We start from the raw sequence: 24,037 nt of genomic DNA, 5'->3' as shown, positions 1-24,037 counted from the left end.
GGCCATGGAAGGCCTTGGCGCGGCCGGCGCGCACGGAAGTGCGCCGGTCGCAGGGCCGGTGGAACCCGACCCCAACTGGCAGCCCGTTTAACCCTTTCCCCTGAGCTCCTCCCCCCGGGAGCCTCCTTCACTCCCCCATCCGCATGGACGGGGGAGCTTTTTGCGTGCCGTTATTGGGGCGCACGAACCCGAGAGGCCACCTGCCCGATCGGCACAAGCTCCGTCGGCTGTACCTCGCCGACCGTGACCGTGCCGGCCATGCCGCGGAAATAATCCTCGCCCGCGTGCGACAGCAACTTGTTCATGCTGAAACTGGAGCCTCCTCCGACGCGGTTCGGATCGCCGTCGGCGCCGAATTGCCCGCTGGAGTCGCCATTCGGCGGCGACAGCCCCGTGATGAAGATGGACCCGCCGACAGCGGTCGCGGCTTCGATCATCCGCATCTCGGCAACGTAACGCCGATGCGCGCGCCGGCCCGCCACGGGATCGGCGTACTGACCGCGCAAGTCGCGCCAGTAGGCATCGGCCTGCGCGCGTTCCTCCGGAGAGCTTCCAAGGTACGCACGCGTGAAGGCCTTTTCATACAGCGGATCGTGACGCTCGGCCGCAAGCGCCAGCCACGCCACGCCCAGGGGGCGGTTCACCTTGCCCCTGTCGCCGTTGAAATACATGAGACCCAGCACGTATTGCGCCGGCTTGCTCGCCCAATAGGCCGCGTCGCGGAAACGCTCCTCCGCACGGCCGTCGTGACTCTGGCCGTAATCGCGCACACCGGCGCAAAAGTAGTACTCCCCAGGAAGCAGCCGTTCGAGTCCGGTGGCGCATGACCTGACGGACGCCTTGATGGCCTCCCTCGGGTTGTCGGGCGCCGCTTCACCAGCAACGGCGGCGGTCGAAATGCAGAACAGTACGAACGCGACAATCCTTACCACTGGCATGATCACTGCCTCCATGTACGTTGGATTTTTGAACCCCCGCCCCCGCGGGCCGCCCGTCGATCGACGGACGGCTTTCCGCAGGCTACTCCGATCCGGCTAGTCGTGTCGGGCCGCCGTGGTCACCTGGCTGATCGGCACCAGTTCGGCATCGCCCACGAACACGTGGCTGTTGTACCCGTAGAAGTACATGGCCTTCTGGTTCTGCAATATGCGGCCGAGCGAGAAGCCGCTCTGCAGCGGCTGGCCGCCCGGAACGCCGGCATATCCGTAAGGCAGCGTCACGCCATCGATGAAGATGCTGCCGCCGAAATTCACCGCCCAGGCGATCTGCCGGTATTCGCGGTCGAAACGGCGTTCCGCGCGCGGCGCCGCCACGGCGTCGGCGTAAGTGCCCTTCATGTCTTTCCAATAGGCATTCGCCTGGGAAAGCTCATCCGGCGTCACCTGTTGGTAAGCCGAGACGAAGGTGGGCTCGTAAGCGGGGTCGTGCCGTTCCGAGGCCAACGCCAGCCACGCGAGGCCAAGCGGGCGGTTCTTCTCCGCATGATCGCCATTGAAGTACATGACGCCGAGCGCGTACTGCGCAGGCTTGCTGCCCCACGCGGCGGCGTTGAGCAGGCTCTGCCGGGCAAGACCGTCATGCCCGCTCCAGTAGCTGCGGGCCGCGGAGCAGAAGTAGTAATCGCCGGGGAGGAAGCGCTCGAGGCCACCGGGACACGGCATGAGGGAACGCGAAACGGCGTCCTTCTGATCGGGCAGGGGCTGAGGTTTCTCGCCCGCAACGGCGAGAGGCGCGGCGACAAGTGCCGCGAAGGAGAGAACGAACGATGCGATGCGTTTCATGATCGACTCCGACGGTTGTCTCACGGTACCCCCGGTACACGGAGCAGCTTCGGACCGCGCTGTGGAGTCCTCCCCTGAGGCGCCGTCACGGTCCGGAGCGGCGTCCCAACCCGCCGGGGACATCACTTCCCGGCGGGCCGCTTCACCTTAGCAGTGGAATTGCTATCGACATGTGAATTGCGGCGCCGACCCGGGATCAGCCGCCGATCGCCGCGTGCATGCGGCGGATGACATCGGCATAGTCCGGCGCGTTGAAGATGGCCGAACCGGCCACGAAGGTATCGGCGCCCGCGGCGGCGATCTGGCCGATGTTGTCGGGCGTGACGCCGCCGTCCACTTCCAGGCGGATGGCGCGGCCACTCGCGTCGATGCGCTCGCGCACGTGGCGGATCTTGTCCAGCGCGGTGGGAATGAACTTCTGCCCGCCGAAGCCCGGGTTCACCGACATGATCAGCACCATGTCGATCTTGTCCATCACATAGTCCAGCCAGGAGAGCGGCGTGGCCGGATTGAACACCAGGCCTGCCTCGCAGCCTTCGTCCTTGATGAGCTGGATGGTGCGATCCACGTGCTCGGTGGCTTCCGGATGGAAGCTGATGCTGCGCGCGCCGGCCTTGGCAAAGTCCGGCACGATGCGATCCACCGGCTTGACCATCAGGTGCACGTCGATGTGCTCGGCAATGCCGTAGTTGCGCAGTGCTTTCAGCACCATGGGCCCGATGGTGAGGTTGGGCACGTAGTGGTTGTCCATCACGTCGAAATGCACCCATTGCGCGCCGGCATCGAGCACCTTGCGCGTGTCTTCGCCCAGACGGGCGAAATCGGCGGAAAGGATGGACGGGGCGATGACGGGGGATTGCTTGGCCATGGCGGGGTACCGTTTTCGTTGGGAGCCGTGTCGGGAGCTCGAGGTGAAGCTTACGGCGAGCGCTTTGTCTTGGGGCTTTATGTGGGAGCCGCTTCAGCGGCGATGGGTGCTTGCGACAGGATGGCCCGCTGCCGCGGGATCGCCGGCATAGCCGGCTCCCACAGAAACGGTGGTTCTCACAGGACCTTTGCCAGCTTCGGGAATCATAGCCGGCTGCCGCCGAATTACTTGAACCCCCGCTCCGCCTTGATGCGTTCGTAAGCCGCGTTGATCTCGCTGGCGCGGGCTTCGGCGCGGCGACGCATGTCTTCCGGCAGGTCGCCCAGGCGGTCCGGGTGGTGTTCGGAAATGAGCTTGCGGTAGGCCCGCTTGATGGCGCGGTCGTCGGCGTCGCGCTGGATGCCGAGGACTGCGTAGGGGTCGGGGCCCTGAGTGCTCCGTTGCGGGGGCACATAACCGCCGCCGTTGGCCCGTCCGCCGTAGGCGCGCCCGCCGGCGCTCGCGTTCCAGGCGTAGCCCTTCATCGCCATGAGCGCCATGAGTTCCATGTCGCTGACGCGCAGGGCGAAGGCCAGCTGACGGAGCAGGGCCATCTTTTCCGGCGAGGGATTGCCTTCCGCCAGCACCGTTTCGATCACCACGTCGATCACCGGGAACGCGTGGTCGCGGCGGTGGCCGACCCAATGGCGCAGCTCGTCGATCACCGCGGTGGCATTGAATTCGGGCTGCTTGCCCTCGTTGAAGGCGTCGATAGCGGTGCGGCGGTCGTCCTGGTCGAGCCCCATGCGCGCCATCAGCCGCTCGGCGATGGCGATCTCGGCCTCGGAGACGCGGCCGTCGGCCTTCGCGACTGCGCCGATCAGGGCAAACAGCGGGGCGATATAGCCACCCTGGGCCGGGGTGCGCCGCCGCTGCTGCTGACGACTGGCGTCGAACATGAAGCCGAGCGCGCCGCCGACGATGGCGCCGAGGAGGTTGTGGGTAATCCACATGCCGAGGACGGCGCCGATGAGCGTGCCGGTGAAATTCATTGAGCGGCCTTGGAAGGCGGGAGGGCGGAATACCACTCGGCGAGCCGGTCGAGTTCCGCATCGGTGAGGGGGCCGGTCGCGGCGCGCATCACGGGAATGTCGCGGCGGCCGTCGCGGTACTGGCGCAGGGCCTCGCGCAAGTAGTCGAGCTTTTGCCCCGCCAGGTTGGGGGCGCCGGGAATTCTGCCGACGCCGTCTTCGCCGTGACAGGCGGCGCACAGGCCGAGGCGTGCCGGCTTGTCGGGCGGCGCGGCGAGGACAGGGGCGGACAGGGCCAGGGCTAGCGCCGCGGTCGAAAAGGTTCGCATGGCAAGGCTATGGGGGCGGTAACCCGGGATTCTAGCAGGCCCGGTGGCACGGACTATCTATGCGAGCTTCACTGTGGGAGCCGCTTCAGTGGCGATGGGTGCATGGGCCAAGCTGGCCCGCTGCCGCGGGATCGCCGGCACAGCCGGCTCCCACAGTTACAATGACAGGATCGCCGTCCTCATCGGAGCCCACTGTGCCCACCACCCTCTCGCAATCCGACCTGCCCGGCCTGGAACTCATCCATCGCGGCAAGGTGCGCGACGTCTACGCCCTGCCCGGCAACCGCCTCCTGATGGTGGCGACCGACCGGCTCTCGGCCTTCGACGTGGTGTTGCCGGACCCGATTCCGGGCAAGGGCGAGATGCTCACCCAGATCTCGAACTTCTGGTTCGCGAAGACGGCGCACATCATCCCCAACCACCTCACCGGCGACGACGTGGCCTCGGTGCTCCCGAAGGGCGTGGATCCCGCGCTGTACGCGAAGCGTGCCGTGGTGACGAAGCGCCTGAAGCCCGTGCCGGTGGAGGCCATCGCGCGCGGCTACCTCATCGGGTCCGGCTGGAAGGATTACCAGGCCACGGGAGCGCTCTGCGGCATCACGCTCCCGCCGGGCCTGCGCCAGGCGGAGAAACTGCCCGAACCCATCTTCACACCGTCGACGAAGGCCGCCGTGGGCGACCACGACGAGAATGTGAGCTTCGACGCCGTCGTGGCGGCGGTGGGCGAAGAGCTGGCCGGGGCCGTGCGGAAGGCCACGCTGGATATCTACACCTTCGCCGCGGCCTATGCCGCCGAGCGGGGCATCATCGTGGCGGACACCAAGTTCGAGTTCGGCACCGACGAGAACGGCGTGCTGCACATCATGGACGAGATGCTCACCCCCGACTCCTCGCGCTTCTGGCCGGCCGACGAATACGCCGTGGGCATCAGCCCGCCCAGCTATGACAAGCAGTTCGTGCGCGACTACCTGGAACGCGTCGGCTGGAACAAGACGCCGCCGGCACCGAAGGTTCCGAAGGAAGTCATCGACGGTACCGCCGCGAAATACGCCGAGGCCCTCGACAAGCTCGCCGGCATCCGCCTGGACTAAGCTAGTCGCATCGAGGCAGCACGGAGGGGACAGCCATGCGTGACGCAGCAACGTGGTTCGGCAACTACAGCCGCGACCACCAGAACCCGACCAACCAGCTGATCCACTGGATCTGTGTGCCGGCGATCACCTGGACGGTGGTGGCCTTCGTCTGGCTGCTCCCCGTACCGCAATGGCTCGGCAAACCAGGTTTCTGGGCCGTGTTCGCCATGTTCCTGGCCTTCTGCTTCTACTACTTCCGGCTTTCCCGCGTGATCGGACTGGCCATGGCCGGCGCCTTCGTCGCGCTGGCGCTGTTCACCGACATGCTCTACCGCGGCATCGGCATCACCGGCCTCACGAAGCTGGCGATCGGCGTGTTCGTGCTGGCCTGGATCGGCCAGTTCGTGGGCCACAAGATCGAAGGCCGGCGTCCATCCTTCTTCACCGATCTCCAGTACCTGCTGATCGGTCCGGCGTGGCTGATGAGCAAGGCACTCGGCCGCTTCGGCGTGTCGTACTGACGGACACACCGTGACCCAGTCCCTCCTGACCCTGTTCTCCGCCGGCATCTGGTGGGTGATCTACTCCAGCGCCATCGCGGTCGTTCCCGCCCTGATCGTCTGGCTGTCGCTGCGCTGGCTGGAGAAAACCCCGGTGGTGTTCAACCGGGCCTACCTGGCCAGCCTGCTCTGGGCACTGGCGGCCGTGCTCACAGGCGGTCTGGTCATCGCCGCGCAGCATGGCCGCGCGCCGGGCGCATCCATCTTCACCCTGCCCTGGATGCGCGCGTCGCTGGTGGTGGACATGCTGTTGGGCGCATGGCTGGTCTGGTGGATGGTGCCGCGCGTGGACGCCCGCCGGGTGAAGCCGACCAGCGCCTGCATGGCGGTGGCGCTCGTGATGGTGGTGGCCATGGTGGTGGGAACCGCCATCCGGCGATAGGGGCGCCCTATCGGCGCCATTCGCAACATCAGTTGGACTTGGGCCCGCCCGTCCCCATAATGAGATTCATTCTTATTGGGAGTCAGCCATGGCTCGACAGATCAAATTCGCGGCCACGCATTTCAGCATCGCGTTTTCCATGAGCTACGCGGTGAACCAGAACGTGGCACTCAGTACGTTCTTCGGCATCGCCGAGCCCATCGCCTTCGCCTTTGGCCGCGATCTCACGCGGGGCGGGCATCGCGGCATTCCGCTAACGCCCGCCGCCTGATCCACCGCCGATGCGTGCGTTGGTTTCGGTCACCGCGCGCGTGAAGCCTTTGAACGGGATGTCGGTGATGCCGACCAGCCCGATGTGCGCGTTTTCGCCGTCGAGGACGCGCCCCGTGACCGGCTGGTCCACGTACTGGAACCAGTGCGTGCCCACGACCACACCCGAGGCCGCCGCAGCGTCGACGAAACGGGCGTAAGCCTTGCCGCGTTCTTCCTCGTTGGCGACGGCCGCGACACCGCTGCCGAACGGCCCCCTGTCCGCCGAACCGAAGTGGAATTCCGTGATCAGCACGGGTTTGTCGAGTTTGCGGAAAGCAGCCACATCGAAGCCATGCTCGGGCACGTCGGTATACGTGTTGATGCTGGTGACGTCCGCATAGGTTGCGCTCGCTTCTTCCACCTCGGGCGTTCGGACGGCCAGACGGCCGCCGAGGAACAGGTGGTGGGGATCGGCCTTCTTCAGCGTTTCGGCCACCGTGCGGAAGTACTGCGCCGCGTATAGCTTCAGGAAAGCGATGTAGTCGGCGGCGATCGCGGGATGGGCTTCGTCGGGCGGGGGCGCCCTGAAGCCTTCTGCCGCCACCGCGTCCCAGCGTGTTACGGGCACGCCCCATGCCTTGGCGAACGCCGCGATGTCGCCATGGGTTTTCTTAAGGTATGCCAGGAAAGCTCGCTTGGCGGGGCTGGCGGGTCCTTGCGCGAGGGTTCCGGTAGCGAGCGCCCAGCGTCCCTGCGGTCCCTGGCCCGCCCAGGCGAGTTCGTTGTCGGCGAAGTAGCCGAGGAGCCACGGGTCGTCGCGTACGCCTGCGGTCGCCTTCGCGACGGCTGCCTGCGTGGCGGCGGCGAAGCGTGGATCGAAGGGATCGGGCATGCGGCCCCAATAGTCGAAGCCGGTGCTCACCGAGTTGAAGTCGCCTGCGATCAGGATCGGGACGGTATAGGCGATGCGGGATTCGTCGGAAGCTCCCCCAGAGAAAGCGGGATCGCTCCAGTTGCCGAGCGTGTTGAAGCGCCAGGCCTTCAGGCGGTCGATGGTGCGCTTGCGCCACGCGGCGCGCACGTCGCCGTCGCCGAGCGAGCGCGCGACGTTGTTCGCGTAGACGTCCCACCAGCGACCGTGGTTCATCCCGTTGTCGCGCTGCGACCCCTGGTCGCTGCGGCTGTCGCCCACACCGCCGAACCTCCCGTTCGCAGCAGCCGGGTCGGCAAACATGAATTCCCGCCCCTGCACGTAGGTACGTCCGTCGGTAAAGTTCACTGCGTTCACGCCGAGCGAGAAAAACGCGTGCCCCTCCGGCGACACGAGCCACCACCGGTCGCCCTGCTTCTGCGTGTGGAACCAGCCGGTGGCCTGCATGGCGGGAAGATCGGTACGGCCGCCGAAGCGGTCGAAATTCGTCGGCTTCGTCGCCGCCGGCGCCTCGTTGGCCCGAGCCTTCAGCGAAGCATCGTCGGCGATCTTCTCCGGCCAGGTAGCCCGCGTGTACTGGCCATAGCGATCGACAATGCCGGTATAGGCGGCACGCAGGTCGCCGTCGCCGCCCACATCGTCGAGCCGGCCGAGCAGGATCGTCTGCGGCGCGCCGGGTCCAGGCATGGACAACGTCACGGCCGTGACCGCTCCCGCATCGATGGTGCCATCCACAGTGGTCGCCACGAGCCGAAGCCCCGCCTCCCCTGTAGGAGCCGCTATAGCGGCGAGCGCAGCACCGCCCCCCGCTTTGCTTCCGTCAGGCCCGGCAAAAGGCATCGGCGGACCCACTTGCATCCCGAATGCGCGGGGCGATGTCGCGTGCAGCGGTAGCGAAAGCGTCATCGGCGGGCCGGGAGGAAGGCCGACCGTGGCGGTGAGGTGCTTCGCTCCGGAGGCCACGTCGACGACCAGCGTCACGGGCCAGGGCATGCCGTTCTGCACGCGCAGGCGCATCGTTCCACTGGCCGGCCAGCTCCACGCCCCTTGCTTCGGCGCCAGCAAGAGCGAGGGCCTTGGTGCCGGCTTGAAGGTCACCGCCACCAGTTCCTCGCCATCGGCGCCTTTGCGCACGGTGGGATCGAACGTGGCATCGGTGGCAGCGATGCGCACCGCTTCCCCGGGATGGACGGGCGACACCGTGGCGCAGTGAGCGGTGAGGGCGAGGCCGCCAAGAGCGATGGCAATCAATACGCGCATTGCACAAATCTGCCACGGTGGAGATGAATGAGTTGTGGGAGCTTCCCATGCAGGCGAGTTGTGGGAGCCGGCTATGCCGGCGATCCCGCGGCAGCGGGCACGCTTGCCGCAAGCACCCTATCGCCGCTGAAGCGGCTCCCACAGGAGGCGGCTCCAGCCGATATCTTCAGCGCCTCGTGACGGCGGAACGCCGTCGCCACAGATAATAAACCGGCACACCGAGCGCGATGATGACCAAGCTCATGCCTGCATCACCAGGCGTGTCGATGGCCGTGGCCGCGATCACGCACAGCACCGTCGTGGTGAAGACCAGCGGAAGCCAGGGGTAACCGGGCACAAGGTAGGGCGAAGGTTCCGACGTGAGCTTCTTGCGATACCAGAAGATCGTGGCGATGCCGAAGGCATGCGACAACCACTCGCCCACCGTCGTGTAGTTCAGCAGCGCATTGAAGCTGCCCGACAGGATCAGCACGATCGCCCACCCGCCCAGCGCCACCAGCGCGAACTGCGGTGCGCCCGTGCGCGGTTCGATGCGCGCGATGGGCCGGAAGAACATGCCGTCCGCGCTCATCACCTGCAGCACACGCGCACCGCCTGCAATGGCGATGCTGCAATAGCCGAAGGTGGAACACGCGATGCCCACGGCGATGATCGTGGCGCCGGATTCCCCGAAGACGCGGCGCATGAGGTCGGCTGCAGGGGCTGTGCTGGCCGCGAGCCCGGCATGGCCGAGGCCCGCCATGTAGGCGACGTTCACCAGCACGTAGCAGATCACGACGCTGACCATGCCGAGGCCCAGTGCACGGGGCAGCGTGCGCTGCGGTTCGCGCACTTCGCCGGCCAGATCGTTGAGGTAGTGGAACCCGCCGTAGGCGAACAGCGCGGGAAGCAGCGCCCCGACGATCGTGCCCACCGGCACGTCGTGCGTCGGATCGGCGGCAAACGCAAGGCCGAGATGGCCGCGCGCCAGGAACAGGCCCACCACGATCAGCAGCGCGACGGCGCCGAGCTTCAGAACGGTGAAGGTGTTCTGTACCCAGGCACCGGCGCGGATGCCGAAGAGGTTCACGGTGACGATGAAGCTGATCGCCCCTACCGCAACGGGCTTCACCCATTCGGCCGACAGGCCGGCGGCACGACACGCATAGTCGGCGAACGTGGTGGCGACCGCGGCGACGCTGCCGGGGTAATTGATGAGCGCCATGGTCCAGCCGAAAAGGAACGCCGGCAGTTGCCCGAAGGCTTCCCGCAGGTAGACATAGGTGCCGCCAGCCTGAGGTCTCCGCGCGCCGAGTTCGGCGTAACAGAGCACCCCGGCGAGTGTGAGCAGGCCGCCGAGCGTCCAGAGCACGATGACCTCGGTGCCGGAACTGGTGAGCTGCGCAACGGTGGCAGGCGTGCGGAAGATACCCGCGCCGATGACACCGCCGATGACGATCATCGCGGCATCCCAGACGCCAAGGCGACGGAAGTAGTGGGCTGGCTGAGGGGCTGGCATCCGGCGACGATGCCATAAGCGGGGCCATAGGGCGAGAAGGACCAGAGCGACCTCTCGCCTGTAGGAGCCGCTATAGCGGCGAGGGAACCTCGCGACACTGCTGCAAGATGCCCTCGCCGCTATAGCGGCTCCTACAGTTAACGCACTCGCTACAGCCAGACCGCGTTCCAGTATGGGTATTGGCCAATCTGGCTCACGAGACCCGCCCGGAGGGGGTTCGCGACGAGATAGCGAGCTGCTGCCTTGATGTCGTCGTCGTAGCGAAGCGCCCTGTCGTGAAACGTGCGCTGCCAGACGGGAGACTCGCGCCGCGTTTCACGCTTGATGGCACGCGATACGGCCGCCTTGAATCGGCCGACCGCACGGTGGAGGTCCTCGTCGCCGAGTTCGATGAGGCCGTGCCAATGGTCCGGCATAAGAACCCATGCCAAACATCGGGCGTCTCGCCAGGTGGCGGTCCGATGGCATAAGCGCGATGCGGTGCGCGCATGGCGCACGTCGCGAAAAAGCGGTGTCCGGTTCCACGTAACCGTTGTCACGAAGTAGATGCGTCCCGCTTCGGAGACGCGACCGGCGCGTAATCGGTTGGAGTGTTCCGGCGAGGCCATCCAGTAAGGATGAGACGACGGAGCCGCGGACGCTGCCAGTCATACGGCAGCGTCCGCGTAGGTGCTTATTTCTTCTTCGGAATGTAAAGATCCGTGATGGTGCCTTCGTACACCTCGGCGGCCATGCCCACGGATTCGCCCAGCGTCGGGTGGGGGTGGACGGTGCGGCCGATGTCGCCGGCTTCTGCGCCCATCTCGATGGCCAGGGCCAGTTCGGAGATGAGGTCGCCCGCGTGCGGGCCGACGATGCCGGCGCCCACGATGCGGTGGGTTTCCTCGTCGAACAGGAGCTTGGTGAAGCCTTCCGTGCGGTCGATGCCGATGGCGCGGCCGGAGGCCGCCCAAGGGAACTTGCCCACGCCGATCTTCAGGCCCTTTTCCTTCGCCTCGCGCTCGGTCACGCCCACCCAGGCGATTTCCGGGTCGGTGTACGCCACCGACGGAATCACGCGCGCGTCGAAGAAGCTCTTCTGCCCCGCCGCGGCTTCCGCCGCCACCTTGGCTTCGTGCGTGGCCTTGTGCGCCAGCATCGGCTGGCCGACGAGGTCGCCGATGGCGAAGATGTGCTTCACGTTCGTGCGCATCTGGCGGTCGACCGGAATGAACCCGCGATCGCTGACCTCGACGCCTGCCTTCTCGGCACCGACCTTGCCACCGTTCGGCACGCGGCCAACGGATACCAGCACGCGGTCGTACACGGTCGTTTCGGGAATGCTCTCGCCGTCGAAGGTGACTTCGATGCCCTTCTTCGTGGCCTTGGCTTCCACCACCTTCGTCTTCAGGTGGATACCCTTGTAGCGCTTGGCGATGCGTGCCTGCAGCGGCTTGATGAGGTCGGCATCGGCACCCGGGATGAGCTGATCGGCGAGTTCGACCACCGTCACCTCGGAACCCAGGCCGGCATACACCGTGGCCATTTCCAGGCCGATGATGCCACCGCCCACGACGAGCAGCTTCTTCGGCACGTCGCGCAGTTCGAGCGCGCCGGTGGACGTGATGATGCGCTCGTCGTCCCACGGGAACGAAGGCAACTTCACCGGCTGCGAGCCCGCCGCGATAATCGCATTGCGGAAACGGATGAGCTTGGTGCCCTCGGCCGTCTGGACTTCCATTTCGTTCGGCGAAATGAAGCTGCCGACGCCGGTGACGGTACGCACCTTGCGTGCCTTCGCCATCTGCGCGAGGCCACCGGTGAGCTTGCCGACCACCTTCTCCTTGAAGGTGCGGAGCTTGTCGAGGTCGATCTTCGGCTTGCCGAACGCGATGCCGTGGGCTTCCATGGCGGCCGCTTCGTCGATGACGGCGGCCGCGTGCAGCAGCGCCTTCGACGGAATGCAGCCCACGTTGAGGCACACGCCGCCGAGCGATTCGAAACGCTCGACCAGCACGGTGTCCAGCCCGATGTCCGCGCCGCGGAACGCCGCGGTATAGCCGCCCGGGCCGGAGCCTAGGACGACCAGCTCGCATTCGATGTCGGCCTTGCGGCCGGAGTCGCCGGCCGCCGTGGGCGCGGGAGCCGAAGCGGCGGCCGCCTGCTTCGGCGGTGCGGGCGCGGGCGAGGGCGGTGCCGGCGGGGGCGCGTCCTTCGTTACGGACTGCCCGACCACTTTCTCCGCGGCCGGCGCTTCCGCGCCACCCTCGGCTTCGACGAGGGCGATGACGGTACCGTCGTTGACCTCATCGCCGACCTTGACCTTCAGTTCGACGATCTTGCCGCCCTGCGAGGCGGGCACGTCCATGGTGGCCTTGTCGGATTCCAGCGTGATGAGGCTCTGGTCCTTGGCGACGGTGTCGCCGACCTTCACCAGGATCTCGATGACGGGCACGTCGTGCGAACCGCCGAGATCGGGAACCTTGAGTTCGATCGTGTTAGCCATGCGTGCCGGCCTCCGTCAGAGCAAGAGGCGACGGATGTCGCCGAGCTGGGTGGCGAGGTACACGGCGAAGCGCGCGGCCAGGGCACCGTCGATCACGCGGTGGTCGTACGACAGGGACAGCGGCAGCATGAGGCGCGGCGCGAATTCCTTGCCGTTCCAGACGGGCTTCATCTGCGCCTTCGACACGCCGAGGATGGCCACTTCCGGTGCGTTGATGATCGGCGTGAACGCCGTACCGCCGATGCCGCCGAGCGAGGAAATGGAGAAGCAGCCGCCCTGCATGTCGTTGGCGGTGAGCTTCTTGTCGCGCGCCTTCTTCGAGATCTCGCCCAGTTCGGCCGCGAGTTCGAGCAGGCCCTTCTTGTCGGCGTCGCGAATGACCGGCACGACAAGGCCGTCCGGCGTGTCCACGGCGATGCCGATGTGGAAATACTTCTTCAGCGTGAGCTTCTCACCCGACGCGTCGAGCGACGCGTTGAAGGTGGGGAACTTCTTGAGCGCCGCGACCACCGCCTTGATCTGGAATACCAGCGGGGTGATCTTGAGGTCCTTGTTCTCTTCGCCGAGCTTCTTGCGGAAGGCTTCCAGCTCGGTGATGTCGGCGTCCTCGAACTGCGTGACGTGGGGAATCATCGCCCAGTTGCGCGCAAGGTTGGCCGCGGAAATCTTCGGAATGCGTCCGAGCGGTTTCTCTTCCACCTCGCCGAACTTGGAGAAGTCCACCTTCGGCCATGGCAGCAGGCTGAGCCCGCCGCCCGCGGCCACTGCGCCACCGGCAGACGGTGCCACGCCCGAGGTCATCACCTGCTTCACGTAGTTGCTGACGTCTTCGCGCTGGATGCGGCCGCCACGGCCGCTGCCTTTCACCTGCGCCACGTCGACGCCGAGCTCGCGCGCGAAGGCGCGCACGGCCGGGCTGGCGTACGGTGCATTGGCCGGCATGATGACACTGGCGTCGAAAGACACCGGCGGCGTGCGCGGCGCGCCGCCCACGGGGGCGTCGGCGACGGGAGCCGCTGCCGCTTCGCGCTGCGGGGCCGGCGCGGGGGCCTCGGCAATGCCGGGTTTGTTGGTGGACGGCGCGGGCTGCGCATCGGCTGCGGCAGCTGCGGCGGATTCGCCGCCCTCGCTATCCAGGATGGCGATGACGTGGCCGTCGTTGACCTCGTCGCCCACCTTGACCTTGAGTTCCTTGATCGTGCCCGCGGCGGGCGCGGGAATGTCCATGGTGGCCTTGTCGGACTCGAGCGTCATCAGGCTCTGGTCCTTCTCGACGCGATCGCCGGCCTTCACCATGATCTCGATGATCGGCACCGGCTTGCCGCCGATGTCCGGCACCTTCACGTCCACCGGCCCGGACGACTTCGACGCGGACGGCGCCTTGGCGGCCGCGGGGGCCGGTGCGGGTGCAGGAGCCGGCGCGGGAGCCGCGGCGGCGGTAGCTTCAGCCTTCGGCGCGGCAGCGGGGGCATCGCCCTCGGCCTCGATCAGCGCGATGACCGCGCCCTCGTCGACTTCGTCGCCGACCTTCACCTTCAATTCCTTGATGACGCCAGCGAAAGGCGCCGGCACTTCCATCGTGGCCTTGTCGGATTCGAGCGTGAGGAGGCTCTGGTCCTTCTCGACGCGGTCACCTGCCTTGACCATGATTTCGATGATCGGCACCGGTTTGCCACCGATATCGGGAATGCGGGCTTCTTTGACGTCGGCCATGGAACCTCCTAGAAACAGGCGCTTGCGGGCGGACGAACCCGCTGGCGGGGGAAGATGGGCGCCCGTGCTGCGGCGCAACCGGACGATTGTAATCCCTCAGGAGCGCGCCCGGACCCGTTTTCCACGATTAAAACGGTCGTTTGGGGCGGATTTCCCGTCTGCGTGGAGGTCGTGAGCCTGTGGGAGCCGGCTGTGCCCGGCGATCCCGCGGCAGCGGGCAGCCTTGTCGCGAGCACCCATCGCCGCTGAAGCGGCTCCCACAGAAAGCCAGGCCGCTCTGCGTAGGAGTCACAGAGAGCCGGGCTGCTCTCTGTGGGAGCCGGCTGTGCCGGCGATCCCGCGGCAGCGGGCACGCTTGCCACGAGCACCCAATCGCCGCTGAAGCGGCTCCCACACAGAGCCCGCTTGCGAAAAGGAAATGCTTCAGAGGAGGCGCCGGATCTAGGCGTCGTTCGACGACGCCTGCGGCGACGACGTCTTTCCTTCCTGGCCGGACGCAGGCCCCACCAGACGGATCTCGCTCTGCGGATACGGGATGGTGATCCCTTCCTCGGCGAAGCGTTCCTTGATCCGGCGGAGCAGCGTCGTCTGTGCTTCCCACAGGTCCGGCACGGAGGTCCAGCCGCGGATCACCAGGTTCACGCTGGAATCGCCCAGGCCTTCGGTCCAAACGCCCGGCGCGGGGTCCTTGAGGATGCGCGCATCCTCGGCGAACAACTCCTGCACCACCTGCATCGCCTTGCCGATGTCGTCGCCGTAGCCGATGCCCACCTTCAGTTCGAACCGGCGCGTGCCGCGCACGTTGTAGTTGATGATGGCATCGCCGCCCACCTTGGCATTCGGCACCACGGCCTGGCGGTTGTCGGGCGTGATGAGGTACGTGTGCATGAGGTTCACGCTCTCCACCGTGCCGTCGATACCGCCCACCGTCACGAAGTCGCCCACGCGGAACGGACGGAACAGGATCAGCAGCACGCCCCACGCAAGGTTGGACAGCGAGCTGTTCAGCGCAAGACCGATGGCCAGTCCGGCGGCACCGATGGCGGCGATGAAGGACGCCGTGGGCACGCCCATGGTGCCCAGCACCTGGATGAAGAGCAGCGCCAGCAGAACACCATAGATGAGGTTGCGCAGGAACAGCGCGAGGGTGACGTCGACACGAGCGCGCTCCAGGGCGCGGCGACCGAAGTTGGCGAGCCGGGCCGCGATCCAGAACCCGATCACCAGCAGGAGGATCGCCAGGCCGATGCGGATGGCGTAGGTGAAGACCAGCGCGCGCATGGCGTGGTCGATGCCGAGGCGGTCGAGGAAGTCGATCATGTGTCCCTGCCTTTGTTGCGCTGTGAAAAACGCATCGAGGCTAGCAGGAGTCGCGCAAAACCGCTGTCTATGCCCGCTGCCGCGGGATCGCCGGCGAAGCCGGCTCCCACAGGGGTCGCGCTCTGTGTGGGAGCCGCTTCAGCGGCGATGGGTGCTGGCGACAAGGTTGCCCGCTGCCGCGGGATCGCCGGCATAGCCGGCTCCCACAGAACTCACGCCAGCCAGCTCCCACTGGGAATCGGCTTACGGCGTGCTGTCGCCTGTCGGCTTCGCGGGCACTTGTGCCGTCTGCGGGGCGTCGATCTTGCGGCCGCCGTAGGGGAGCACTTCCGCAGCCAGCTTCGGATCCGCCTTGATCATCGCGACCTCGTCGCCCACGATGTGCGCGGCTTCGTCCAACGGCGTGTCCTTGGCCTTCTTCGCCTCGGCTTCCTGCTTGATTTCCGACTTGATGCTGCGCTCGTTCGGGTTCAGGCCGTCGTCGGCGGTGTCTCCGGTATCGCCCAACTCCGCGGGGCTGCCGTCGCCACCGAAGATCGCCTTGCGGCGGTTGCGGAAGTCGGCCTGCATGGCTTCGTACTGTTTGCGCTCGGCCTGGCGGGCCGCGAAGTTGAGCGAGATGTCAGTCTTGTCGCGCAGCTTCTGGTACTGGGCCAGTTCGTCGAGCATCAGCTTCCACGCCGGCGAATTCGCGACGCGCGCCTGGTGCTTCTGGTTGAGCGGCCCGACGATCGGCTTGAGGTCGGCCACCGGCTTGTAATCGGCCGGATCGATGTGCCGCCACGGCAGCGCGTTGTCGTACGTGGATTCGCCGAATTCCTTCGCGTCGCCGTTCTGCGGGAACTGCACGTCGGGCGTGACGCCACGCAGCTGCGTGCTGTCGCCGTTGATGCGGATGAACTCGGCGATGGTCATCTTGAGCTCGCCGTACTTGGCGTCTTCGCCGGTGGTGGCCTTGCCGAAGCGGTCGAGGTCGACCAGGTTCTGCACGGTGCCTTTTCCGAACGTGGGCTCGCCGATGATGATGCCGCGGCCGTAATCCTGGATGGCCGCCGCGAAGATCTCCGACGCGGACGCCGAACCGCGGTTCACCAGCACGGCCATGGGGCCGTCCCAGGCCATGCCCGGCGCGTCGTCGCCCTGTGCCTCGACCTGGCCGCGCGCGTCGCGCACCTGCACCACCGGGCCGGTGTCGATGAAGAGGCCGGTAAGTTCGGTGGCTTCGTTGAGCGAACCGCCGCCGTTGTTGCGCAGGTCCATGATCACGCCTTCCACCTTCTGCGCCTTCAGCTCGGTGAGAAGCTTGGACACGTCGCGCGTGGCGCTCTTGAAGTTGGCGTCGCCGTTACGGCGCGCGCCGAAGTCCTGGTAGAAGGTGGGCAGTTCGATCACACCGATCTTGCGGGTGATGTCACCGTCCTTCACGTCGATGACTTTCGACTTCGCGGCCTGCTCTTCCATCGTGACCTTCTTGCGGACAAGGGTGACGATTTCATGCTTGCCGTCCACGCCGGCATCGGCCGGGAGGATCTCGATGCGAACGGTGGTGTCTTTCTTGCCGCGGATCAGCTTCACCACGTCGTCCTGGCGCCAGCCGACCACGTCGACCATGGGGCCGGTTTCGCCCTGACCGATGGCCACGATGCGATCGCCCGGCTTCATCTTGCCGGACTTGATGGCCGGACCGCCGGGGACGAGTTCGCGGATGGTGGTGTAGTCGTCGCGCGCCTGCAGCACCGCGCCAATGCCTTCCAGCGACAGCCGCATGGCGATGTCGAACGCATCGGCAGCGCGGGGGCCGAGGTAGTCGGTGTGCGGATCGGTGGAGTTCGCGTACGCGGTCATGAAGGCCTGCGTGGCGTCCTCGTCGTCGAGCTGGCGCACGCGCGAGATATACGTGGCGTAGCGCTTGTCGAGCGTCTTGCGAATGTCGTCGTCGTTCTTGCCGGCCAGCTTGAGGCGCAGCCAGTCGTTCATCGTGCGCTTGCGCCACACGTCGTCCAACTCGGCCTGGTTCTTCGGCGCCGCGGCCTTCTTGCGATCGAAGTTGAAGCTCTCGTTGCCGCTGAAGTCGAAGCCCTTCTTCAGCAGGCTGCGCGCGTACTCCATGCGTTCGACGGCGCGCGTGATGTAAAGGTTGAACACCGAGAACGGACCGGAGAGGTCCTGGTTCCAGATGGCGTCGTCGAACTGCGTTTTCAGGGGTTCGAACTTCGCGAGGTCTTCCTGGGTGAAGAAGACTTTCTCACTGTCGAGCGACTCGATATAGGCCTTGTAGATCTTGGCCGACATGGCGTCGTCGAGCGGCTGGGCCTGGTAGTGGAACCGCGTGAGGAAGCGGGCCGACAACTGCGCCGCCTGCGTCTCCGCCGCCGTGGGCTTCAACGGCAGGCTGGACTCCTTCCGCTGCGGCTGCGGCGAGGTGGCGGCCTCGGAGGCGTCCTTCGGCTGCGGGGCGGACTGCGTCGCCGGCGCGGTCGTGTCGGGCTTCTGCGGAGCAGCGGCCTGTGCCTGGACGCCCGCGGCCGACAAGGCCAGCAGGAGGGCGATCGCGGGGCGGAGAGTCATGTAGTCGGGGCCTCGGTGTGCTTGGCGTTTATTCGACGACACCGGCGGCGTGAGCCATCAGGTCGGCATGGTAGGAGGATCGCACCAGCGGACCGGAGGCGACATGGGAGAAACCCATCTCTTCGCCGGCGACACGCAGGGCTTCGAACTCGTCCGGCGTCCAGTAACGGACCACCGGGTGGTGGTGCGCCGTCGGCTGCAGGTACTGGCCGATGGTGATCATGTCGACGTCATGGGCGCGTAGATCGCGCATGGTTTCCAGGACCTGCTCCATCGTTTCCCCCAGGCCCAGCATGATGCCGGACTTGGTGGGCACGGTGGGGTGCTGGGCCTTGAAGTTCTTCAGGAGGTCGAGCGACCACTGGTAGTCGGCACCGGGACGAACCTCGCGGTAGAGGTGCGGCACCGTTTCCAGGTTGTGGTTGAAGACGTCGGGCGGGAAGTCCTTCAGGACGTCCAGCGCACGCTCCATGCGGCCCTTGCCGCGGAAATCCGGCGTGAGGATCTCGATGCGGATGTCGGGGCTGGCGTGGCGCACCGCGCGGATGCACGAGGCGAAATGCTCGGCACCGCCGTCGCGAAGGTCGTCGCGGTCGACCGAGGTGATCACCACATAGCGCAGGCGCATGTCGCGGATGGTCTCGGCCAGACGGGCCGGTTCAAGCGGATCGGGCGGCAGCGGGCGGCCGTGGGCCACATCGCAGAAGGAGCAGCGGCGGGTGCAGACCTCGCCGAGGATCATGAAGGTGGCCGTGCCCTTGGAGAAGCACTCGTGGATGTTCGGGCAGGAGGCTTCCTCGCACACCGTGACCAGCGAGTTCTCGCGCAGGCGCGCCTTCAGCTGCTGCACGGCGTTGCCCTGCGGCAGGCGCACGCGGATCCAGCCCGGCTTGCGCAGCGCGGGCTGCGATGCGTCGAAACCGGCGCGATTGAGGCCGATCTTGTCGTTGCCGAGCATCTTCTCGCCGGGCTTGTCGACCACGGCGATGGGGATGCTGCGGGAGGGGGAAGCGGAAGTCTGGCTCATGGGGCTACAGCCTCAGACCGCAAGGCGCGCGGGGAGTTCGGGGAGGATGGGATCGGCGGGCACGGCGTGGAAGCCGAACTGCTTGCAGAATTCCTGTACCAGGACGTCTTCCACGTCCGCCAACCGCGACGGACCGCCTAAGTCTACCACCTGGGTGACTTCCAAACCCTTGTACCCGCAGGGATTGATGCGGTGGTAGGGCTCCAGGTCCATGTCGACGTTGAAGGCCAGGCCGTGGAAGCTGCAGCCGCGGCGGATGCGCAGGCCCAGCGCGGCAACCTTGGCCTCCGCCACGTAGACGCCGGGGGCGCCCTCACGGCGGTCGGCCCCGATGTTCCATTCGCCCAGGGTGTCGATGATGGCCTGCTCGATGCGGTGGACCAGCTCGCGCACGCCGACACCGGTGCGGCGCAGGTCGATCATCGGGTAGGCCACGATCTGGCCGGGGCCGTGATAGGTCACCTGACCACCGCGATCCACCCGCACCACCGGAATGTCGCCCGCGAACAGCACGTGTTCCTCCAGGCCCGCCTGGCCCAGCGTGAACACCGGATCGTGCTCCAGCAGCCACAACTCGTCGACGGTGTCGTCGGTGCGGTTGTCGGTGAAGGCGCTCATGGCCTTCCAGGTGGATTCGTAGGGGACGCGCCCCAGCCGGCGGACGTTGAGGGGGAGGGTCATGGGCGGGGATAAGGGGTAGGGCCTGAGCGGGCGGATTCTGGCAATTTGCGGGTGGGGGCCCGGGGATGCAAGGGTTCGGTTGTGTGAGTCGGCGCATCGCGCCTGCGAGTCGGCCGCGAAGCGGCCTGTGAACCGTCAGCGGCCGCTGCGCGGCCAGTGCGTAAGAGCACTCTTCTTACGGTTCACAGGTCGCTTCGCGGCCGCCTTACAGGCCGCTGCGCGGCCGACTCACTCACATAGTGAACCGAATGTTCTCGTCCGCCCGCAGCGTGCTGTGGGCTTCCAGGTACTTCTCGCGGGTAACCGCCACGAAGGTGACGGTCACGGACTGGTAGTTGCCGGCGGGCGTGAGCTTGGTCGACAGCGTTTCGTGGAGAACCTCAACGCCGATGGCCAGGAGCAGCGCGGGCACCTGCTTGTCCAGGCCCGCGTTGGCGTTGCCGATCGCGGTGATCTCGAACTCGCCTGGGAACTGGAATCCCTTCCCTTCCTTCTGCGCCTGGCTGAAATCTATCTCGCGCATAACGAATGCCCTCTTACTTCTTGTCGCCGTCGTCGCTGTGGAACCACAGCATGATGGTGTCCCACAGGCGCGAGAAGAACCCGCCCTCGGGCGCATCGGCCAGTGCCACCAGCGGCTTCGTCAGCACCGGCTGTCCGTCGAGCGTGACGCGCAGCGTGCCCACCTGCTGGCCCTTCTTGAAGGGGGCGATCAGGGTGGCGGGAATGTCGAGGTTGGCCTTGAGCTTGTCGTAGTCGCCGCGCTTGACCGACACCATGGCGTCTTCGGTGAGACCCAGCGGAATGGTGTTCTCGGCGCCCTTCCAGAGCTTCGGCGTGGCCAGAGGCTTGTTGGCCTCGTACAGCTTGTGCGACTCGTAGAAACGGAAGCCGTAGTTGAGCAGCGCCAGCGCGGCATCGGCGCGGCCCTTCTCGCTGCTCGCGCCCATCACGATGGCGATCATGCGCGCGTCGCCCTGCTTCGCCGAGGCAGCCAGGCAGTAGCCGGCAGCGGCGGTATGGCCGGTCTTGATACCGTCCACCGTGTTGTCGCGCCACAGCAGCAGATTGCGGTTGTGCTGCTTGATGCCGTTCCACTCGAACTCCTTCACCGCGGAGATGGCGTAATCCTCGGGGAAGTCGTGGATGAGCGCACGCGAGAGGATCGCGATGTCGCGAGCCGTGGTGTAGTGGTTGGCGATGGGGTACCCGGACGCGTTCTGGAAGTTCGAGTGGGTCATGCCCAGCTGCTTCGCGTACGCGTTCATCAGGTTGGCGAACGCGGGCTCGGAACCGGCGGTGTGCTCGGCCAGCGCGATGGCGGCGTCGTTACCCGACTGGATGATCATGCCGTACAGCAGATCCTTCAGCGGCACCTGGCTGTTGAGCTTCAGGAAGCTGGTGGAACCGTCGGTGCCCGCACCGCCGCCGCGCCACGCGTTCTCGCTGATGGTGACCGGATCGGTCATGTGGATCTTGCCGTTGCCGATCTCGGCGGACACCACGTAGTCGGTCATCACTTTCGTGATGGAGGCCGGCTCCACCTGCATGTCCGGGTCTTTCGAGGCGATGATCTGCCCGGTGTTGTAGTCCATAAGGACCCAGCTCTTGCCCTCCACGTCCGGCGGCGGCGGCACCGGCGCCTCGGGGACCACGGGGCGCGGCACAGAGGGACGGGGCGGCGTCTGCTGCGCCACGGTCACGCCGGCGACAAGCGCGGCGGCGGCGAAAGCGAACAGGGAGCGGGGCAAGAGCTTCATCGTGTCAGCGGTCCAGTCAAAGCAAGAAAAAAAGGAGGTCAGTCTACCGCGACCTGCGGCCTGGGCAGGCCCATGCCTGCGATCTGGTCGGTAACGCGGTCGGCGGTGTCCACGTCGGAGAGGGGCCCCACGCGCACGCGGCGCACGTTGCGGCCGCCGATCTGGGTCTCGACGACACTGACAGGCCCAAGGCCCGCGCGGTTCAATTGGTCGGCCACCCGCTGGGCATTCGCCACGTCGGAGAAGGCGCCCACCTGAAGGTAGATGCTGGGTTTGCCGGGCACCGGGGGCGTGATGCTACCCGCAGGCACCGCCGCGGCCGCGGGTGCCGCGCCGGTGCCCGGGGGCGTCGCGGCGACAATCCGCGTGGTCGCGCCCGCGGCCCGCGCCGTGCTGCCTGCCGCAGGCGGCAGGGCCTCGGCCGGGGTGGCATCGGTCATGCCTGCCACGCTGCCGTCGCCGTAGTCGTCGGCAGCATCGCCCGCGGGCACGGCCGCCGCGCCCATGGCGCCCACGGCAGCCGCGGGCGTCGCCACCGAACGGGGCCTCACGGAGGCACTGACCGATGTGCCGCAGTCGCTTCCTGTGGGAGCCGCTTCAGCGGTGGTCCCGCGGCAGCGGGCAATGTTGTCGCGACTACCCATAGCCGCTGAAGCGGCTCCCACAGCCGAGGCCGCAGGAGGCCGGGGCGCGGTCACAGGGGCGGGCTTCGGCGCCGTGTTCACGTAGGGCGCACTGCGTTCGCTGCCGGGATCGCCGGGATCGATGGCGCGCACTTCCACGAGGCCCGTGCCCTTCGGCCAGACGCCGATCTTCACCGCGGCGGCGAAGGAGAGATCGATGATGCGGTTTTCGTGGAACGGCCCGCGGTCGTTGATACGGACGATGACGCTCTTGCCGTTTTCCAGGTTGGTGACGCGTGCGTAGCTCGGCAGCGGCAAGGTCTTGTGCGCCGCGGAGAACTGGTACATGTCGTAGTCCTCCAGGCTGGAGGTCTTGTAGCCATGGAACTTGTTGCCGTAGAACGACGCGATGCCGCGCTCGACATAGCCGTGCGGGCTGGGCAGCACCCGATAGGTCTGCCCCAGCACCGAATACGGCGACTTGTTGCCGTAGAGCGAGCGCGGCTCCACCTTCGGCACCGGCTCGGGCAACTTGCTGACGTCGGGAATGTTGGTGGGCACGCTGTCGCTGCGGCTGCGGTAGCGGCTGGACTGCCCTTTGCGGATGTCGTCGTAGCCCCCGCGCGGCGAGGACACCGAGCCGCCGCCCCGCGACGAAGGGCGGGAGTTCTTCGAGCCGCCGCAGGCCGTGAGGGTCATGGCGACCAGAACCATGAGGAGGATTTGCGCGACGCGCCCCATTGTGGGAGCCGCTTCAGCGGCGATGGGTACTTGCGACATGCTGGCCCGCTGCCGCGGGGTCGCCGGCACAGCCGGCTCCCACAGGGCATTTGTCGTCGTCACCGCCCCCACGGTGCCCTGCTTCATCGCGCGCCCGGCCCCTTCACGCGTGCGCGGATTTCCTGCGCGAGCTGGTCCACCGCCATGGCGTACATCGGGCTGCGGTTATAGGTGGTGATGACGTAGAAGTTCTGGAACACGAACCAGTATTCGTCGCCGGCAGGGCCGTCGAGCCGCACCAGCTGCGCGTCGCGTCCCGGATTCAGGTGCTGCAAGGGGGCGAAGCCCTGGGCCACGAAGGATTCCACCGGGGCGACCGGGCGCCAGTCCTTGGGCACGTTCGGTGCCACGGCGCGCGCATCGGGCTGGGCACGCGCGGCGACGGGGCCGCCGGTTTCCCAACCGTGCTGCGCAAAATAATTCGCCACGCTCGCGAAGATGTCGCCCATCGAGCCCTTCATGTCGATGCGGCCGTCGTGGTCGTAATCCACGCCCCAATCACGGATGGACGAGGGCATGAACTGGCCCCAGCCCTGTGCGCCCGCGTACGAACCCGTGAGCGTATCGAGCGGGCCGCCGAGGTGGTTCGAGGGAAGCTCCAGCAGCACCTTCAGCTGCTCGCGGAAAAACGGCGCGCGCTTCGGGTAGTAGAAAGCCAGCGTGGTCAGCGCGTCCAGCACCTTCCATTTGCCCGTATTGCGGCCGTAGAAGGTTTCCACGCCCACGATGGCCACGATGTACTCGGGCGGCACGCCGTACTTGCGGCCGATGTCGTCGAGAAGCGCGCGGTGCTGGCGGTAGAAATCGGCGCCGGCGGCGATCCGCTGCTCGGTGAGGAAGATGGGCCGGTAATCGCGCCACGGCTTGCCCTCGGCAGGCCGGCTGATCGCGTCGAGGATCGCCTGCTGCTTCTTCGCGCCGTCGAGCAGCGCATTCAGCGAGGCCTTGCTCTTGCCCGTGTCCTTCGCCACTTCGCGCACCAGTTGCTCCTGGCCCGGATGGGTACCGGCTTGAGCGGCGGAGGCGAACAGGAGGGGGAAGGCGATCAACGCGCCTGTGAGGCGCGGAAAACGGCGTGCGGGTCGTGCGCGGCGCGCGGAGAGAACTTCATCCATGGGCCGAAGCGTAACACGCGT

General features: G+C 66.8%; 22 protein-coding genes and 1 pseudogene. 4 read left to right on the top strand and 19 right to left on the bottom strand.

The genetic code is table 11. From position 1 onward, the window contains the following. Window positions 1-170: 170 nt before the first annotated feature. The 5 genes from FHS47_RS00170 to FHS47_RS00150 all read right to left on the bottom strand — a co-directional run bounded on the left by FHS47_RS00170 (window position 171) and on the right by FHS47_RS00150 (window position 3,988). Window positions 171-938, bottom strand: a complete 768-nt coding sequence (locus FHS47_RS00170) for a sel1 repeat family protein (protein WP_167021780.1) — start codon at window positions 936-938, stop codon at window positions 171-173. Between the two features lie 96 nt (window positions 939-1,034). Beyond that, window positions 1,035-1,781, bottom strand: a complete 747-nt coding sequence (locus tag FHS47_RS00165; RefSeq protein WP_167021779.1) for an SEL1-like repeat protein — start codon at window positions 1,779-1,781, stop codon at window positions 1,035-1,037. 196 nt (window positions 1,782-1,977) lie between these two features. Further along, complete coding sequence (rpe, locus tag FHS47_RS00160) at window positions 1,978-2,649, bottom strand: ribulose-phosphate 3-epimerase (RefSeq protein WP_167021778.1); 672 nt, start codon at window positions 2,647-2,649, stop codon at window positions 1,978-1,980. 224 nt (window positions 2,650-2,873) lie between these two features. Beyond that, window positions 2,874-3,680 carry a co-chaperone DjlA gene (gene djlA, locus FHS47_RS00155; protein WP_167021777.1) on the bottom strand — a complete coding sequence of 269 codons (807 nt, stop codon included), beginning with the start codon at window positions 3,678-3,680 and terminating at the stop codon, window positions 2,874-2,876. Further along, a complete protein-coding gene (locus tag FHS47_RS00150; RefSeq protein WP_167021776.1) occupies window positions 3,677-3,988 on the bottom strand; it encodes a c-type cytochrome in 312 nt (103 codons plus the stop codon). The genes djlA and FHS47_RS00150 overlap by 4 nt, the downstream gene beginning before the upstream one ends. A 194-nt stretch (window positions 3,989-4,182) precedes the next feature. On the opposite strand from FHS47_RS00150, the gene FHS47_RS00145 reads away from it, so the two are divergent. The 4 genes from FHS47_RS00145 (at window position 4,183) to FHS47_RS00130 (ending at window position 6,274) form a co-directional block, all read left to right on the top strand. After that, the gene (locus FHS47_RS00145) at window positions 4,183-5,079 is read left to right on the top strand and encodes a phosphoribosylaminoimidazolesuccinocarboxamide synthase (RefSeq protein WP_167021775.1); all 897 of its coding nucleotides are present in this window, start codon (window positions 4,183-4,185) and stop codon (window positions 5,077-5,079) included. Between the two features lie 35 nt (window positions 5,080-5,114). After that, entirely contained in the window at window positions 5,115-5,582 is a 468-nt protein-coding gene (locus FHS47_RS00140; protein WP_167021774.1) for an Mpo1-like protein, read from the top strand. A gap of 10 nt (window positions 5,583-5,592) precedes the next feature. Beyond that, window positions 5,593-6,003, top strand: a complete 411-nt coding sequence (locus FHS47_RS00135) for a hypothetical protein (protein WP_167021773.1) — start codon at window positions 5,593-5,595, stop codon at window positions 6,001-6,003. Window positions 6,004-6,091: 88 nt separating this feature from the next. Next, entirely contained in the window at window positions 6,092-6,274 is a 183-nt protein-coding gene (locus FHS47_RS00130) for a DUF2061 domain-containing protein (protein ID WP_167021772.1), read from the top strand. Here the strand turns inward: FHS47_RS00130 and FHS47_RS00125 are convergent. The 14 genes and pseudogenes from FHS47_RS00125 to mltB all read right to left on the bottom strand — a co-directional run bounded on the left by FHS47_RS00125 (window position 6,257) and on the right by mltB (window position 24,016). Continuing rightward, window positions 6,257-8,446 (bottom strand): beta-agarase, encoded by a 2,190-nt coding sequence (locus tag FHS47_RS00125; RefSeq protein WP_167021771.1) that lies wholly within the window; start codon window positions 8,444-8,446, stop codon window positions 6,257-6,259. The genes FHS47_RS00130 and FHS47_RS00125 overlap by 18 nt on opposite strands. 166 nt (window positions 8,447-8,612) lie before the next feature. After that, window positions 8,613-9,944, bottom strand: coding sequence for an amino acid permease (locus FHS47_RS00120; RefSeq protein ID WP_167021770.1), 1,332 nt, complete (start codon window positions 9,942-9,944; stop codon window positions 8,613-8,615). A gap of 149 nt (window positions 9,945-10,093) precedes the next feature. Next, window positions 10,094-10,552 (bottom strand): transposase, encoded by a 459-nt coding sequence (locus tag FHS47_RS00115; RefSeq protein ID WP_167021769.1) that lies wholly within the window; start codon window positions 10,550-10,552, stop codon window positions 10,094-10,096. A gap of 65 nt (window positions 10,553-10,617) precedes the next feature. Then, a complete protein-coding gene (gene lpdA, locus FHS47_RS00110; protein ID WP_167021768.1) occupies window positions 10,618-12,429 on the bottom strand; it encodes a dihydrolipoyl dehydrogenase in 1,812 nt (603 codons plus the stop codon). A gap of 15 nt (window positions 12,430-12,444) precedes the next feature. Further along, window positions 12,445-14,142 (bottom strand): dihydrolipoyllysine-residue acetyltransferase, encoded by a 1,698-nt coding sequence (aceF, locus tag FHS47_RS00105; RefSeq protein WP_167021767.1) that lies wholly within the window; start codon window positions 14,140-14,142, stop codon window positions 12,445-12,447. Window positions 14,143-14,583: 441 nt separating this feature from the next. After that, complete coding sequence (locus tag FHS47_RS00100) at window positions 14,584-15,462, bottom strand: mechanosensitive ion channel domain-containing protein (protein WP_167021766.1); 879 nt, start codon at window positions 15,460-15,462, stop codon at window positions 14,584-14,586. 243 nt (window positions 15,463-15,705) lie between these two features. Further along, complete coding sequence (locus FHS47_RS00095; RefSeq protein WP_167021765.1) at window positions 15,706-18,030, bottom strand: carboxy terminal-processing peptidase; 2,325 nt, start codon at window positions 18,028-18,030, stop codon at window positions 15,706-15,708. Window positions 18,031-18,058: 28 nt separating this feature from the next. Further along, on the bottom strand, window positions 18,059-19,057 hold the full coding sequence (gene lipA / locus FHS47_RS00090; RefSeq protein WP_167021764.1) for a lipoyl synthase: 999 nt from the start codon (window positions 19,055-19,057) through the stop codon (window positions 18,059-18,061). 12 nt (window positions 19,058-19,069) lie between these two features. Then, entirely contained in the window at window positions 19,070-19,738 is a 669-nt protein-coding gene (lipB, locus tag FHS47_RS00085) for a lipoyl(octanoyl) transferase LipB (RefSeq protein ID WP_167021763.1), read from the bottom strand. 232 nt (window positions 19,739-19,970) lie between these two features. Then, entirely contained in the window at window positions 19,971-20,261 is a 291-nt protein-coding gene (locus FHS47_RS00080; RefSeq protein WP_167021762.1) for a DUF493 family protein, read from the bottom strand. 13 nt (window positions 20,262-20,274) lie between these two features. Beyond that, window positions 20,275-21,498: a D-alanyl-D-alanine carboxypeptidase family protein gene (locus tag FHS47_RS00075; protein ID WP_167021761.1), complete on the bottom strand. Its 1,224-nt coding sequence runs from the start codon at window positions 21,496-21,498 to the stop codon at window positions 20,275-20,277. 38 nt (window positions 21,499-21,536) lie between these two features. Then, window positions 21,537-21,938, bottom strand: a complete 402-nt coding sequence (locus tag FHS47_RS19645; RefSeq protein ID WP_247741284.1) for an SPOR domain-containing protein — start codon at window positions 21,936-21,938, stop codon at window positions 21,537-21,539. Window positions 21,939-22,109: 171 nt separating this feature from the next. Further along, a pseudogene (locus FHS47_RS19640) lies at window positions 22,110-22,862 on the bottom strand (septal ring lytic transglycosylase RlpA family protein); the annotation flags it as partial. Window positions 22,863-22,984: 122 nt separating this feature from the next. Next, complete coding sequence (gene mltB / locus FHS47_RS00065; protein ID WP_167021760.1) at window positions 22,985-24,016, bottom strand: lytic murein transglycosylase B; 1,032 nt, start codon at window positions 24,014-24,016, stop codon at window positions 22,985-22,987. Between the last annotated feature and the right edge of the window lie 21 nt (window positions 24,017-24,037).

The organism is Luteibacter sp. SG786 (assembly GCF_011759605.1).
Classification (GTDB): domain Bacteria; phylum Pseudomonadota; class Gammaproteobacteria; order Xanthomonadales; family Rhodanobacteraceae; genus Luteibacter.
Note: the sequence above shows the minus strand (reverse complement) of the source record. Positions and strands in the feature narration are given on the sequence as shown.

Excerpts from the sequence above, each read along its gene's own strand:
- FHS47_RS00170 (WP_167021780.1), bottom strand. The coding sequence starts at position 938 with ATGCCAGTGGTAAGGATTGTCGCGTTCGTACTGTTCTGCATTTCGACC.
- FHS47_RS00165 (WP_167021779.1), bottom strand. The coding sequence starts at position 1,781 with ATGAAACGCATCGCATCGTTCGTTCTCTCCTTCGCGGCACTTGTCGCC.
- rpe (WP_167021778.1), bottom strand. The coding sequence starts at position 2,649 with ATGGCCAAGCAATCCCCCGTCATCGCCCCGTCCATCCTTTCCGCCGAT.
- djlA (WP_167021777.1), bottom strand. The coding sequence starts at position 3,680 with ATGAATTTCACCGGCACGCTCATCGGCGCCGTCCTCGGCATGTGGATT.
- FHS47_RS00150 (WP_167021776.1), bottom strand. The coding sequence starts at position 3,988 with ATGCGAACCTTTTCGACCGCGGCGCTAGCCCTGGCCCTGTCCGCCCCT.
- FHS47_RS00140 (WP_167021774.1), top strand. The coding sequence starts at position 5,115 with ATGCGTGACGCAGCAACGTGGTTCGGCAACTACAGCCGCGACCACCAG.
- FHS47_RS00130 (WP_167021772.1), top strand. The coding sequence starts at position 6,092 with ATGGCTCGACAGATCAAATTCGCGGCCACGCATTTCAGCATCGCGTTT.
- FHS47_RS00125 (WP_167021771.1), bottom strand. The coding sequence starts at position 8,446 with ATGCGCGTATTGATTGCCATCGCTCTTGGCGGCCTCGCCCTCACCGCT.
- FHS47_RS00120 (WP_167021770.1), bottom strand. The coding sequence starts at position 9,944 with ATGCCAGCCCCTCAGCCAGCCCACTACTTCCGTCGCCTTGGCGTCTGG.
- FHS47_RS00115 (WP_167021769.1), bottom strand. The coding sequence starts at position 10,552 with ATGGCCTCGCCGGAACACTCCAACCGATTACGCGCCGGTCGCGTCTCC.
- lpdA (WP_167021768.1), bottom strand. The coding sequence starts at position 12,429 with ATGGCTAACACGATCGAACTCAAGGTTCCCGATCTCGGCGGTTCGCAC.
- aceF (WP_167021767.1), bottom strand. The coding sequence starts at position 14,142 with ATGGCCGACGTCAAAGAAGCCCGCATTCCCGATATCGGTGGCAAACCG.
- FHS47_RS00100 (WP_167021766.1), bottom strand. The coding sequence starts at position 15,462 with ATGATCGACTTCCTCGACCGCCTCGGCATCGACCACGCCATGCGCGCG.
- FHS47_RS00095 (WP_167021765.1), bottom strand. The coding sequence starts at position 18,030 with ATGACTCTCCGCCCCGCGATCGCCCTCCTGCTGGCCTTGTCGGCCGCG.
- lipA (WP_167021764.1), bottom strand. The coding sequence starts at position 19,057 with ATGAGCCAGACTTCCGCTTCCCCCTCCCGCAGCATCCCCATCGCCGTG.
- lipB (WP_167021763.1), bottom strand. The coding sequence starts at position 19,738 with ATGACCCTCCCCCTCAACGTCCGCCGGCTGGGGCGCGTCCCCTACGAA.
- FHS47_RS00080 (WP_167021762.1), bottom strand. The coding sequence starts at position 20,261 with ATGCGCGAGATAGATTTCAGCCAGGCGCAGAAGGAAGGGAAGGGATTC.
- FHS47_RS00075 (WP_167021761.1), bottom strand. The coding sequence starts at position 21,498 with ATGAAGCTCTTGCCCCGCTCCCTGTTCGCTTTCGCCGCCGCCGCGCTT.
- FHS47_RS19645 (WP_247741284.1), bottom strand. The coding sequence starts at position 21,938 with ATGACCGATGCCACCCCGGCCGAGGCCCTGCCGCCTGCGGCAGGCAGC.
- mltB (WP_167021760.1), bottom strand. The coding sequence starts at position 24,016 with ATGGATGAAGTTCTCTCCGCGCGCCGCGCACGACCCGCACGCCGTTTT.